Origin of the sequence: Streptomyces ruber (genome assembly GCF_014648075.1) — a bacterium.
Taxonomy (GTDB): Bacteria; Actinomycetota; Actinomycetes; order Streptomycetales; family Streptomycetaceae; genus Streptomyces; species Streptomyces ruber.
On record NZ_BMQK01000009.1, the window covers coordinates 112,270 to 125,123 of the forward strand.

Consider the following 12,854-nt stretch of genomic DNA (forward strand, 5'->3'; position numbering starts at 1 on the left):
GTGATCGCCCTCTCTCTCGCCGAGATCGCAGCAGTCGTCGGCGGGCAGACGCACGACATACCGGATCCGTCGGCGCTCGTCACCGGACCCGTCGTCCGGGACTCCCGCGAGGCGGTGCCCGGCAGCCTCTTCGTCGCCTTCGCCGGGGAGCACGTGGACGGCCACGACTTCGCCGCCTCCGTCGTGGAGGCGGGCGCGGCGGCCGTGCTGGCGTCCCGCCCCGTCGGTGTCCCCGCGATCGTCGTGGACGACGTCCAGGCGGCCCTCGGCGCCCTCGCGCGCCACGTCGTCACCCGGCTCGGCGCGACCGTCGTCGCCCTCACCGGCTCGGCCGGCAAGACCAGCACCAAGGACCTCGTCGCCCAGGTGCTCCAGCACCGGGCGCCGACCGTGTGGACGCCCGGCTCGCTCAACAACGAGATCGGCCTGCCGCTCACCGCGCTCAGCGCCGGCGAGGACACCCGCTACCTCGTCCTGGAGATGGGCGCCCGAGGCATCGGTCACATCCGCTACCTCACGGACCTCACGCCCCCGCGGATCGGCCTGGTCCTCAACGTCGGCACCGCGCACATCGGCGAGTTCGGCGGCCGGGAGCAGATCGCCCAGGCCAAGGGCGAGCTGGTGGAGGCCCTGCCGCCGGCGGACGAGGGCGGCGTCGCGGTGCTGAACGCCGACGATCCCCTCGTCCGCGCCATGGCCTCCCGGACGAGGGCCCGGGTGCTCCTCTTCGGGGAGGGCGACGAAGCGGACGTACGCGCCGAGAACGTGCGACTCACGGACAGCGGACAGCCCGCGTTCAGGCTTCACACACCCTCCGGTGCAAGCGATGTGACGATGCGCCTGTACGGTGAGCACCACGTGTCGAACGCGCTCGCCGCGGCCGCCGTCGCCCATGAGCTGGGCATGTCCGCAACCGAGATCGCCACCGCGCTCTCCGGGGCGGGCTCCCTCTCCCGCTGGCGGATGGAGGTCACCGAGCGCCCGGACGGCGTGACGGTCGTCAACGACGCCTACAACGCGAACCCCGAGTCCATGCGGGCCGCCCTGCGCGCGCTCGCCGCGATGGGCAAGGCCGCACAGGCACAGGGGGGCCGTACGTGGGCGGTGCTCGGCAAGATGGCCGAGCTCGGGGACGAGGCGCTCGCCGAGCACGACGCGGTCGGACGGCTCGCCGTCCGGCTCAACGTCAGCAAGCTCGTCGCGGTCGGGGGCAGGGAAGCGTCCTGGCTGCAACTGGGCGCATATAACGAGGGTTCGTGGGGTGAGGAGTCGGTGCACGTGTCCGACGCACAGGCGGCGGTCGACCTGTTGCGCAGCGAGTTGCGCCCAGGGGACGTCGTGCTCGTGAAGGCGTCCCGGTCGGTGGGGTTGGAGAGCGTCGCCCAGGCGCTGCTCGAGACCGGTGCCGAGGGTGAGGTCGTCACCCGATGATGAAGCAGATCCTGTTCGCGGGAGTCATCGGCCTCTTCCTGACGCTGATCGGCACCCCGCTGCTGATCAAGCTGCTCGCCCGCAAGGGCTACGGCCAGTACATCCGCGACGACGGCCCGCGGACGCACGGCAGCAAGCGCGGTACGCCGACCATGGGTGGTATCGCCTTCATCCTGGCGACGATCCTCGCCTACTTCGGGGCCAAGCTGCTCACGGTCTACCTGGACCCCGAGGCCGACGCCTCGCCGACCTTCTCGGGTCTGCTGGTCCTCGGCCTGATGGCGGGCATGGGCCTGGTCGGCTTCCTCGACGACTACATCAAGATCGTCAAGCGGCGGTCGCTCGGTCTGCGGGCCAAGGCGAAGATGGCCGGACAGCTGATCGTCGGTATCGCCTTCGCGGTGCTGTCGCTGCAGTTCGCGGACAACCGCGGCAACACCCCGGCCTCCACGAAGCTCTCCTTCGTGCAGGACTTCGGCTGGTCCATCGGCCCGGTGCTGTTCGTCGTCTGGGCGCTGTTCATGATTCTCGCCATGTCGAACGGCGTGAACCTGACCGACGGTCTGGACGGTCTCGCCACCGGTGCCTCCGTGCTCGTCTTCGGCGCGTACACCTTCATCGGCGTCTGGCAGTTCCAGGAGTCCTGCGCCAACGCGGAGACGCTCATCAACCCGGACGCCTGTTACGAGGTACGAGACCCCCTCGACCTCGCGATCGTCGCCTCCGCGCTGATGGGTGCCTGCCTCGGCTTCCTGTGGTGGAACACGTCGCCCGCCAAGATCTTCATGGGCGACACCGGTTCGCTGGCCCTCGGCGGCGCGCTCGCGGGTCTCGCGATCTGCTCCCGCACCGAGCTGCTGCTCGCGCTCCTCGGCGGCCTCTTCGTCCTGATCACCATGTCGGTCGTCATCCAGGTCGGCTCGTTCCGCCTGACCGGCAAACGCGTGTTCCGGATGGCACCGCTCCAGCACCACTTCGAGCTCAAGGGGTGGTCCGAGGTCCTTGTGGTGGTCCGGTTCTGGATCATCCAGGGCATCTGTGTGATCGTCGGTCTCGGTATCTTCTACGCGGGATGGGCGGCCGGGAAGTGACGTCCTGGGACGGCATGAGCATCACCGTCGCCGGCCTCGGCGTGAGCGGCGTCAGCGCCGCCCGCGCCCTGGCCGGCCTCGGCGCGCGGGTCACCGTCGTGGACGGCGGCGACTCGGAGGCCCTGCGCGAGCGCGCGGCCTCGCTGGAGACCGCCGAGGGCATCGCCGTACGGCTCGGCGACGCCGACACGCTGCCCGAGGGCACCGAACTGGTCGTCACCTCGCCGGGCTGGAAGCCCACGGCACCGCTGTTCGCCGCCGCCGCCGAGGCGGGCGTGGACGTCGTCGGGGACGTGGAGATCGCCTGGCGGCTGCGCGGCCCGGACGCCGCGCCCTGGCTCGCGGTCACCGGCACCAACGGCAAGACCACGACCACGCGGATGCTCGCGTCGATCCTGCGGGCCGCAGGCCTGCGCACGGCGGCCGTCGGCAACATCGGCACGCCGATCGTCGACGTGGTGCTCGGCGAGGAGGAGCACGACGTCCTGGCCGTCGAGCTCTCCAGCTACCAGCTGCACTGGACGCCGTCCCTGCGCGCCCACTCCGCCGCCGTCCTGAACCTCGCCCCCGACCACCTCGACTGGCACGGCTCCATGGAGGCGTACGCCGCCGACAAGGGCCGGATCTACGAGGGCAACCGGGTCGCCTGCGTCTACAACGCCGCCGACAGGGCCACCGAGGACCTGGTGCGCGAGGCGGACGTCGAGGAGGGCTGCCGGGCGATCGGCTTCACCCTGGGCACGCCCGGCCCGTCCCAACTCGGCGTGGTCGACGGCATCCTGGTCGACCGCGCCTTCGTCGAGAACCGGCACAAGAACGCCCAGGAACTCGCCGAGGTCGCGGACGTGAACCCGCCGGCCCCGCACAACATCGCCAACGCCCTCGCGGCCGCCGCCCTGGCCCGCGCCTTCGGGGTGCCCGCCACGGCCGTACGGGACGGCCTGCGGGCCTTCACCCCGGACGCCCACCGCATCGCGCACGTGGCGGACGTGGACGGGGTCGCCTACGTCGACGACTCCAAGGCGACCAACCCCCACGCGGCCGAGGCGTCGTTGGCGGCGTACGAGTCGATCGTGTGGATCGCGGGCGGGCTCGCCAAGGGCGCGACCTTCGACGAACTGGTGACGAGGTCGGCGAAGCGGCTCAAGGGGGTCGTCCTGATCGGCGCCGATCGTGGCCTGATCCGGGAGGCGCTGGCGCGACACGCGCCCGAGGTGCCCGTCGTGGACCTCGACCGGACCGACACTGGGGCGATGTCCGCGGCGGTCGGGGAGGCGCGGCGGCTCGCCGGCGCCGGCGACACGGTGCTGCTGGCCCCGGCCTGCGCCTCCATGGACATGTTCGTCAACTACAACCAGCGCGGGGACGCGTTCGCGGAGGCCGTCCGCGGACTCGCCGCCGCGGGCGCCTGAGCGGCGGGTCCGGGCCGCTCCGGGCGCGCACGGGACCTTCGGGAGGGACGCGTGTCGGCACCGTACGGACCCCGCCGCGAGGGGAGGGCGCACGATGGCCGCTAGCCGCACGACGCGTACCACCCGTACCCGGGCCGGCCGTCCGCCCCTCCAGCGCGTCACCCGGCGGCCCCCCGTCCCGCGCCCCCCGCGCGACAACCCCCTGCGGCGGCTGCACACGCGCGCGCGGAAGACCTGGGACCGGCCGCTGACCGCCTACTACGTGCTCCTCGGCGGCAGTGCGCTGATCACCGTGCTGGGCCTCGTGATGGTCTACTCGGCCTCCCAGATCAAGGCGCTCCAGCTGTCGCTGCCGGGGTCGTACTTCTTCCAGAAGCAGTTCCTGGCCGCGGTGATAGGAACCGCGCTGCTGTTCGCCGCCTCCCGGATGCCGGTACGGCTGCACCGGGCGCTGGCCTACCCGATCCTGGCCGTCTCGGTCGTCCTGATGGCGCTGGTGCAGGTGCCAGGGATAGGGATGGCGGTCAACGGCAACCAGAACTGGCTCTCCCTCGGCGGCCCGTTCCAGTTGCAGCCGAGCGAGTTCGGCAAGCTCGCGCTGGTGCTGTGGGGCGCCGACCTGCTCGCGCGCAAACAGGACAAGCGGCTGCTGACCCAGTGGAAGCACATGCTCGTGCCGCTGGTCCCGGTGGCCTTCATGCTGCTCGGGCTCATCATGCTCGGCGGCGACATGGGCACCGCCATCATCCTCACGGCCATCCTGTTCGGCCTGCTGTGGCTGGCGGGCGCCCCGACCCGGCTGTTCGCCGGGGTGCTGGCCGCCGCCGTGGTCATCGGCGCCGTCCTCATCTGGACCAGCCCCAACCGCATGTCCCGGCTCGCCTGCCTGGGCGCCACGGACCCCGGCCCGGACGACGCCTGCTGGCAGGCCGTGCACGGCATCTACGCGCTCGCGTCCGGCGGACTCTTCGGCTCCGGTCTCGGCGCGAGTGTGGAAAAATGGGGTCAACTCCCGGAAGCGCACACCGACTTCATCTTCGCCGTCACCGGTGAGGAACTGGGCCTCGCGGGGACGCTGTCGGTGCTCGCCCTCTTCGCGGCTCTAGGCTATGCGGGTATCCGCGTGGCCGGACGTACGGAGGATCCCTTCGTCAGGTATGCCGCGGGAGGCGTGACCACGTGGATCACCGCTCAGGCAGTGATCAACATCGGTGCGGTGCTCGGTCTGCTGCCGATCGCCGGGGTCCCGCTCCCGCTGTTCTCCTACGGGGGGTCCGCCCTGCTGCCGACCATGTTCGCCATCGGGCTGTTGATCGCGTTCGCGCGCGAGGAGCCCGCTGCGCGGGCGGCGCTTGCGATGCGTCAACCTCGCTTTGGTAAAAAGCGGGCTGGAGGCCCTCAGGGGCCCGGGAGATGGAACACGATGCGACGGCGTGCCTCGGCGGCGCGCTCGTCCGGAGAGCGGTGAATTTCGGTGCATGTCGTCCTCGCCGGTGGCGGAACCGCCGGCCACATCGAGCCCGCGCTCGCCCTCGCGGACGCCCTGCGCAGGCAGGACCCGACCGTGGGGATCACGGCCCTGGGCACGGAGCGCGGCCTGGAGACCCGGCTCGTCCCCGAGCGCGGCTACGAACTCGCGCTGATCCCCGCCGTGCCCCTGCCGCGCAAGCCCACGCCCGAGCTGATCACCGTGCCCGGACGGCTGCGCGGCACGATCAAGGCGACCGAGCAGATCCTGGAGCGCACCAAGGCGGACGCGGTCGTCGGCTTCGGCGGTTACGTGGCGCTCCCCGGCTACCTCGCGGCCAAGCGCCTCGGCGTGCCGATCGTGATCCACGAGGCGAACGCCCGGCCGGGCCTGGCCAACAAGATCGGCTCGCGGTACGCGGCCCGGGTCGCCGTCTCCACCCCGGACAGCAAGCTGCGCGACGCCCGCTACATCGGCATCCCGCTGCGCCGCTCCATCGCCACCCTCGACCGGGCCGCCGTCCGCCCCGAGGCACGGGCCGCCTTCGGTCTCGACCCCCAGCTCCCGACCCTGCTCGTCTCCGGCGGCTCGCAGGGCGCCCGCCGCCTCAACGAGGTGGTCCAGCAGGTCGCGCCGTACCTCCAGCAGGCCGGAATCCAGATCCTGCACGCGGTGGGCCCGAAGAACGAACTGCCGCAGGTGCACCAGATGCCCGGGATGCCGCCCTACATCCCGGTACCGTACGTGGACCGGATGGACCTCGCGTACGCCGCGGCCGACATGATGCTCTGCCGCGCGGGCGCGATGACCGTCGCCGAACTCTCCGCCGTCGGGCTGCCGGCCGCCTACGTCCCGCTGCCCATCGGCAACGGCGAACAGCGGCTGAACGCCCAGCCGGTGGTCAAGGCCGGCGGCGGACTGCTGGTCGACGACGCGGAACTGACGCCCGAATGGGTGCAGGGCAACGTCCTGCCCGTGCTCGCCGACCCGCACCGCCTGTTCGAGATGTCCCGCGCCGCCAGCGAGTTCGGCCGCCGGGACGCCGACGACCTGCTCGTCGGCATGGTGTACGAGGCGATCGCCTCCCGCCGCCAATAGCATCGGCGAGTGAGCCGAAGGGGCGCGACGGTGTCGAGAGGCCGGCCGCGCGGAGGCGCGCGGCGCTGAGCGCGGCCGGCCTCTCGACACCGGCCGGGGGCGCCCCGGCGGGGTGCCCCGGGGGAGAACCGAGCCCTGAAAGGAAGGCGCGTGGCCGGACCGACGGCGACCACCGAGCACGAGGCGGACGAGGAGCTCGGGACCGGCCCGCCCGGCAGGCGGCTGCCCCGCCCGGGCACGCTCATCGTCGCGGCCCTGGCCCTCGCGCTGGTCGCGGTGGGCTGCCTCTGGGTGCTGTACGGCTCGCAGTGGCTGCGCGCGGAGACAGTGTCGGTGTCGGGTACACGGGTTCTGACCCCGGAGCAGGTCCGCGAGGCGGCGGACGTGCCGCTCGGCGCCCCGCTGATTTCCGTCGACACCGATACGATCGAGGCGCGTTTGCGCCAGAAATTGCCGCGAATTGACGCGGTGTCGGTCGACCGCTCCTGGCCCCACGGAATCGACCTGAAAGTGACCGAGCGTACGGCGGTTCTGATTGTCGAGGAGCCGGAGAATGCGGGCAAGTACGTCGAAGTGGACGCGAAGGGCGTGCGATACGCCACGGTCCCGCGTGCTCCCAAGGGTGTCCCGACGCTGGAATTGGCCGTTTCCCGGCCGTCCCAGCCGTCGGCCACTCGCCGCTTCGACAGCGACCGGCTGGTCCGGGAAGCCGTCCGTGTCGCCGGGGACATGCCGGACGCGGTGGCTGGGCAGACGCAGGTCGTCAAGGTCCGTTCCTACGACTCCATCTCGCTGGAACTCGCCGACGGCCGGACCGTCGCGTGGGGCAGCGGTGAGAAGGGCCGCGCGAAGGCACGCACACTGACCGCGCTGATGAAAGCCGCGCCCCGTGCGCGGCACTTCGACGTGAGTGTTCCCACCGCCCCTGCGTCATCGGGGAGTTGACGCACATCCGCGCAGGCCAGCACCCTGGTTGGGCAGCGCTATGGCTGATCACATAGGGTGAAAAGAAAAACGGGAGGTTCGGCGTGTTCGTTGAACGTGCGCCACTTGTCGACTTAGTGTCCTGTTCGGAAGAGTCCCAGGAGCACGCACACTGGTAACCCTAAACTTCAGCGTTAGGGTTCGGGTCGGCGATACGGACCGTCCCAATCGGCATCCGTCGTCACCTCGCTCCACCGCGAAGTGACGACCCGTAAATCGAGGCGAGAGGCCTTCGACGTGGCAGCACCGCAGAACTACCTCGCAGTCATCAAGGTCATCGGTGTCGGCGGCGGTGGTGTCAATGCCATCAACCGAATGATCGAGGTCGGTCTCAAGGGTGTCGAGTTCATCGCGATCAACACCGACGCCCAGGCGCTGTTGATGAGCGACGCCGACGTCAAGCTCGACGTCGGCCGTGAACTCACCCGCGGACTCGGCGCCGGCGCCAACCCGGCCGTCGGGCGCAAGGCCGCCGAGGACCACCGCGAGGAGATCGAGGAGGTCCTCAAGGGGGCCGACATGGTCTTCGTGACGGCGGGTGAGGGCGGCGGCACCGGCACCGGCGGCGCGCCCGTCGTGGCCAACATCGCCCGCTCGCTGGGTGCCCTCACCATCGGCGTGGTCACGCGCCCCTTCACCTTCGAGGGACGGCGCCGCGCCAACCAGGCCGAGGACGGCATCGCCGAGCTCCGCGAAGAGGTCGACACCCTCATCGTCATCCCGAACGACCGGCTGCTGTCCATCTCGGACCGCCAGGTGTCGGTCCTCGACGCCTTCAAGTCGGCCGACCAGGTTCTGCTCTCCGGTGTCCAGGGCATCACCGACCTCATCACCACGCCCGGTCTCATCAACCTCGACTTCGCCGACGTGAAGTCCGTCATGTCCGAGGCCGGATCGGCCCTGATGGGCATCGGCTCGGCCCGCGGCGACGACCGCGCGGTGGCCGCCGCCGAGATGGCGATCTCCTCGCCGCTCCTGGAGGCGTCCATCGACGGCGCCCGGGGCGTGCTGCTCTCCATCTCCGGCGGCTCCGACCTCGGTCTCTTCGAGATCAACGAGGCCGCCCAGCTGGTGAGCGAGGCCGCTCACCCCGAGGCCAACATCATCTTCGGTGCCGTCATCGACGACGCCCTCGGCGACGAGGTACGGGTCACCGTGATCGCCGCCGGCTTCGACGGCGGCCAGCCCCCGGCGAAGCGGGAGAACATCCTCGGCTCCGCCGCCGTCAAGCGCGAGGAGCCCGCTCCCCCCGCACGGCCCGCCGTGGAGCGGGTGGAACGGGAGAGCCGCCCGGCCTTCGGCGCGCTCGGCAGCGTGACGCCGAAGGAGGAGCCGGAGCCCGCCCCGGAGCCGGTGCAGCACCACGAGGTCCCGGTCTCCCCGCCGGTCCCGCCGTCGCGGACGTACGCCGACAGCGCGGCCGAGGAACTGGACGTGCCGGACTTCCTGAAGTGACGCGGCAGCCACTCGACGCGGTGACCTCCGTGAGCGGCGCGCACTTCGCCTTCACCGACCGGTGGGGCGGGGTGAGCGCCGCTCCGTACGAGCAGCTCAATCTCGGCGGGGCGGTCGGGGACGATCCGGAGGCCGTCCGCACCAACCGTGAGCTGGCCGCGAAGTCGCTCGGCCTCGACCCGGCCGACGTCGTCTGGATGAACCAGGTGCACGGACCGGACGTCGCGGTGGTCGACGGACCGTGGCGCTCCCGGGGAACCGGAGCCGTTCCGTCCGTCGACGCGCTCGTCACCGCGCGGCGCGGCCTCGCCCTCGCCGTGCTCACCGCCGACTGCGTCCCCGTGCTGCTCGCCGACCCCGTCGCCGGGGTCGTGGCAGCGGTGCACGCGGGGCGGCCCGGCATGGTCGCCGGGGTGGTCCCCGCCGCCGTCCGTGCCATGATCGGACTGGGCGCCGAGCCGTCCCGCATCGTGGCCCGCACCGGCCCCGCCGTCTGCGGCCGCTGCTACGAGGTGCCCGAGGCGATGCGCGCCGAGGTGTCCGCCGTCGAGCCCGCGGCGCACGCCACGACGAGTTGGGGTACGCCGGCCGTGGACGTGGGCGCCGGCGTGCACGCACAGCTGAGCCGGCTCGGGGTGCGTGACCGGGAGCAGTCGCCGGTGTGTACGTTCGAGTCGGGCGACCACTTCTCGTACCGCCGCGACCGCACCACCGGGCGACTCGCGGGATATGTCTGGCTGGACTGATGGGGCATGACGGACCGTAAGACCGAACTCGCCGAGAACCTGGCGAAGGTGGAGGACCGCATCGCGGCGGCGTGCGCGGCGGCGGGCCGGGGGCGCGAGGAGGTGACCCTGATCGTGGTCACCAAGACCTACCCCGCGAGCGATGTGCGCATCCTCTCGGAGCTCGGGGTGCGGCACGTCGCCGAGAACAAGGACCAGGACGCGTCGCCGAAGGCCGCCGAGTGTGCGGACCTGCCGCTCACCTGGCACTTCGTGGGCCAGCTGCAGACCAACAAGGTCCGCTCCGTGGTCCGGTACGCCGATGTCGTGCAGTCCGTGGACCGGCCGAAGCTGGTCACGGCCCTCTCCAGGGAGGCGGTCCGGGCCGGGCGCGAGATCGGCTGCCTCGTCCAGGTCGCGCTCGACGCGGGGGCCGACGGCCGGGGGGACCGAGGGGGCGTCGGGCCCGGCGGGATCGAGGAGTTGGCGTCTCTCGTGACGGACTCGCCCGGACTGCGGCTCGACGGTCTGATGACCGTGGCGCCGCTGACCGGTGAGTACGCCGGACGCGAACGCGCGGCGTTCGAGCGGTTGGTGGATTTGTCGACTGCCCTGCGCAGCGGCCGTCCGGCTGCGAACATGGTCTCGGCAGGGATGAGCGCGGACCTCGAGGAGGCCGTGGCCGCCGGGGCGACACATGTGCGCGTCGGTACCGCGGTACTCGGAGTCCGCCCCAGGCTCGGGTAACGTCGCCAAGAAGTCGGACCACAGCAGAAAATATGGTCATTACCGCTGGTAGGCGGGGATACGACCACGTGGATCGCGGGCACTTGGCAAGTCGTCAGTCGATCCACCACAGAGCGGAGGACTCAGAGCATGGCCGGCGCGATGCGCAAGATGGCGGTCTACCTCGGCCTCGTGGAGGACGATGGGTACGACGGCCGCGGATTCGACCCCGACGACGACTTCGAACCCGAACTCGATCCGGAGCCCGAGCGCGACCGCAGGCGGCACGAGGCGTCGCACCCGGCGCACGAGCCTCCACGGGACGAATCGGTACGAGTCGTGCAACCCACCGTGCAGCGTGAGCCGGTGGCGCATTCCGCCGCACTGCCCGCGGAACCGGCACGACCCGCCCGGATCGCGCCCGTGGCGTCCATCACACAAGAACGTCAGAGCCTGGAGAAGAACGCACCGGTGATCATGCCCAAGGTCGTGTCCGAACGAGAGCCTTACCGGATCACCACGCTGCACCCGCGGACCTACAACGAGGCCCGTACCATCGGGGAACACTTCCGTGAGGGCACCCCGGTGATCATGAATCTGACCGAGATGGACGACACCGACGCGAAGCGACTTGTCGACTTTGCCGCCGGTTTGGTCTTCGGTCTGCACGGAAGCATCGAGCGGGTGACGCAGAAGGTGTTCCTGTTGTCGCCTGCTAACGTCGATGTCACGGCGGAGGACAAGGCCCGCATCGCAGAGGGCGGGTTCTTCAACCAGAGCTGAGACGCACAACAGGACAAGCAGTAGGAAACAGGGGAGAGGGAAGCACGGATCATGAGCGTGGTTTGGCAAGTGCTGTACGTCGCGCTGATGTGTTTCCTGATCGTGCTGATCTTCCGGCTGGTCATGGACTACGTCTTCCAGTTCGCCCGCTCATGGCAACCCGGCAAGGCGATGGTCGTCGTTCTGGAGGCCACCTACACTGTCACGGATCCACCGCTCAAGCTCTTGCGGCGGTTCATCCCGCCGCTGCGTCTCGGGGGCGTGGCACTTGACCTGTCCTTCTTCGTACTGATGATCATCGTCTACATCCTGATCTCCATCGTGAGCAATCTCGCGAGGTGAATGTGGACGGTACGGTCTTGCCGACTGCCGATGACTACGTTGAGGTGAAGAGATGCCGTTGACCCCCGAGGACGTGCGGAACAAGCAGTTCACGACCGTCCGCCTCCGAGAAGGCTATGACGAGGACGAGGTCGATGCCTTCCTCGACGAGGTCGAAGCCGAACTGACCCGACTGCTGCGCGAGAACGAGGACCTGCGCGCCAAGCTGGCCGCCGCCACGCGTGCCGCCGCGCAGAACCAGCAGAACATGCGCAAGCCCCCGGAGGGCCCCGGTGGCCCCCAGGGCCCCGGCGGTCCCCAGGACCAGCAGCAGGGCATGCGCGGTCCGGGTGCTCCCGTCCCCGCCGGCATATCGGGCCCGCCGCAGCAGCAGATGGGCGGCCCCATGGGTGGCCCGCCCCAGCTGCCGAGCGGTGCGCCGCAGCTGCCCGCGGGCCCCGGCGGCCAGGGCGGCCCGCAGGGCCCCGGCCCGATGGGGCAGGGCGGTCCGATGGGACAGGGTGGCCCGATGGGACAGGGCGGCCCGATGCAGCAGCAGATGGGCGGCCCCATGGGCGGTCCCATGGGTGGTCCCGGCCCGATGGGCGGCGGTCTCCCGCAGCCCGGTCAGGGCCCCGGCGGCGACAGCGCCGCGCGTGTGCTCTCGCTGGCCCAGCAGACCGCCGACCAGGCGATCGCCGAGGCCCGTTCCGAGGCCAACAAGATCGTCGGTGAGGCCCGCAGCCGCGCCGAGGGCCTGGAGCGCGACGCCCGTGCCAAGGCCGACGCCCTGGAGCGGGACGCGCAGGAGAAGCACCGCGTCGCGATGGGCTCCCTGGAGTCCGCCCGCGCCACGCTGGAGCGCAAGGTCGAGGACCTGCGCGGCTTCGAGCGCGAGTACCGTACGCGGCTGAAGTCCTACCTGGAGAGCCAGCTGCGCCAGCTGGAGACCCAGTCGGACGACTCGCTCGCCCCGCCGCGCACCCCGGCCACGGCCTCCCTGCCGCCGTCCCCGGCGCCCTCCATGGCTCCGGCCGGCGCGAGCGCCCCGTCGTACGGCGGCGGCAACCAGTCGATGGGCGGCGCGCCGTCCCCGGCCGCGCCCTCCTACGGTGGCCAGCAGCAGATGTCGCCCGCGATGACGCAGCCGATGGCGCCGGTCCGTCCGCAGGGTCCGTCCCCGATGGGCCAGGCTCCGTCGCCGATGCGCGGCTTCCTCATCGACGAGGACGACAACTGACGGCCCGCCTCCCGTAGAGGCTCACACGTCGGCAGTCTCAGGGCGGGACCCCCGGAATCATCCGGGGGTCCCGCCCTTTTTACGCGGGTTGACCGGAGCGGCGGACCGGCCGGGCGATGC

At 71.2% G+C, this 12,854-nt stretch carries 12 protein-coding genes; all 12 read left to right on the plus strand.

Going from position 1 to position 12,854, the window contains the following annotated elements; all coding sequences use genetic code 11:
• A complete protein-coding gene (locus IEZ04_RS20255) occupies nucleotides 1–1,431 on the plus strand; it encodes a UDP-N-acetylmuramoyl-tripeptide--D-alanyl-D-alanine ligase (protein WP_189218332.1) in 1,431 nt (476 codons plus the stop codon).
• Nucleotides 1,431–2,522: a phospho-N-acetylmuramoyl-pentapeptide-transferase gene (mraY, locus tag IEZ04_RS20260; protein ID WP_189218472.1), complete on the plus strand. Its 1,092-nt coding sequence runs from the start codon at nucleotides 1,431–1,433 to the stop codon at nucleotides 2,520–2,522. The genes IEZ04_RS20255 and mraY overlap by 1 nt, the downstream gene beginning before the upstream one ends.
• Nucleotides 2,504–3,934, plus strand: coding sequence for a UDP-N-acetylmuramoyl-L-alanine--D-glutamate ligase (gene murD / locus IEZ04_RS20265; RefSeq protein WP_189218333.1), 1,431 nt, complete (start codon nucleotides 2,504–2,506; stop codon nucleotides 3,932–3,934). The genes mraY and murD overlap by 19 nt, the downstream gene beginning before the upstream one ends.
• A 94-nt stretch (nucleotides 3,935–4,028) precedes the next feature.
• A complete protein-coding gene (gene ftsW, locus IEZ04_RS20270; protein ID WP_189218334.1) occupies nucleotides 4,029–5,402 on the plus strand; it encodes a putative lipid II flippase FtsW in 1,374 nt (457 codons plus the stop codon).
• A gap of 6 nt (nucleotides 5,403–5,408) precedes the next feature.
• Nucleotides 5,409–6,500, plus strand: coding sequence for an undecaprenyldiphospho-muramoylpentapeptide beta-N-acetylglucosaminyltransferase (murG, locus tag IEZ04_RS20275; RefSeq protein WP_189218335.1), 1,092 nt, complete (start codon nucleotides 5,409–5,411; stop codon nucleotides 6,498–6,500).
• A gap of 150 nt (nucleotides 6,501–6,650) precedes the next feature.
• Complete coding sequence (locus tag IEZ04_RS20280) at nucleotides 6,651–7,445, plus strand: cell division protein FtsQ/DivIB (protein WP_189218336.1); 795 nt, start codon at nucleotides 6,651–6,653, stop codon at nucleotides 7,443–7,445.
• 276 nt (nucleotides 7,446–7,721) lie between these two features.
• Nucleotides 7,722–8,939 (plus strand): cell division protein FtsZ, encoded by a 1,218-nt coding sequence (gene ftsZ / locus IEZ04_RS20285; RefSeq protein WP_189218337.1) that lies wholly within the window; start codon nucleotides 7,722–7,724, stop codon nucleotides 8,937–8,939.
• 29 nt (nucleotides 8,940–8,968) lie between these two features.
• Nucleotides 8,969–9,685: a peptidoglycan editing factor PgeF gene (pgeF, locus tag IEZ04_RS20290; RefSeq protein ID WP_189218473.1), complete on the plus strand. Its 717-nt coding sequence runs from the start codon at nucleotides 8,969–8,971 to the stop codon at nucleotides 9,683–9,685.
• A 6-nt stretch (nucleotides 9,686–9,691) separates the two neighbouring features.
• Nucleotides 9,692–10,411 (plus strand): YggS family pyridoxal phosphate-dependent enzyme, encoded by a 720-nt coding sequence (locus IEZ04_RS20295; protein ID WP_189218338.1) that lies wholly within the window; start codon nucleotides 9,692–9,694, stop codon nucleotides 10,409–10,411.
• A 129-nt stretch (nucleotides 10,412–10,540) separates the two neighbouring features.
• Complete coding sequence (locus IEZ04_RS20300; RefSeq protein WP_189218339.1) at nucleotides 10,541–11,173, plus strand: cell division protein SepF; 633 nt, start codon at nucleotides 10,541–10,543, stop codon at nucleotides 11,171–11,173.
• Nucleotides 11,174–11,224: 51 nt separating this feature from the next.
• Nucleotides 11,225–11,515 carry a YggT family protein gene (locus tag IEZ04_RS20305; RefSeq protein WP_189218340.1) on the plus strand — a complete coding sequence of 97 codons (291 nt, stop codon included), beginning with the start codon at nucleotides 11,225–11,227 and terminating at the stop codon, nucleotides 11,513–11,515.
• A gap of 52 nt (nucleotides 11,516–11,567) precedes the next feature.
• Nucleotides 11,568–12,734 (plus strand): DivIVA domain-containing protein, encoded by a 1,167-nt coding sequence (locus tag IEZ04_RS20310; protein WP_189218341.1) that lies wholly within the window; start codon nucleotides 11,568–11,570, stop codon nucleotides 12,732–12,734.
• The last annotated feature ends 120 nt before the right edge of the window (nucleotides 12,735–12,854 follow it).

What these genes read in the sequence shown, in the direction of transcription:
- ftsW (WP_189218334.1), top strand. Translation starts at nt 4,029, where the DNA reads ATGGCCGCTAGCCGCACGACGCGTACCACCCGTACCCGGGCCGGCCGT.
- IEZ04_RS20310 (WP_189218341.1), top strand. Translation starts at nt 11,568, where the DNA reads ATGCCGTTGACCCCCGAGGACGTGCGGAACAAGCAGTTCACGACCGTC.
- murD (WP_189218333.1), top strand. Translation starts at nt 2,504, where the DNA reads ATGGGCGGCCGGGAAGTGACGTCCTGGGACGGCATGAGCATCACCGTC.
- IEZ04_RS20295 (WP_189218338.1), top strand. Translation starts at nt 9,692, where the DNA reads ATGACGGACCGTAAGACCGAACTCGCCGAGAACCTGGCGAAGGTGGAG.
- IEZ04_RS20305 (WP_189218340.1), top strand. Translation starts at nt 11,225, where the DNA reads ATGAGCGTGGTTTGGCAAGTGCTGTACGTCGCGCTGATGTGTTTCCTG.
- IEZ04_RS20300 (WP_189218339.1), top strand. Translation starts at nt 10,541, where the DNA reads ATGGCCGGCGCGATGCGCAAGATGGCGGTCTACCTCGGCCTCGTGGAG.
- mraY (WP_189218472.1), top strand. Translation starts at nt 1,431, where the DNA reads ATGAAGCAGATCCTGTTCGCGGGAGTCATCGGCCTCTTCCTGACGCTG.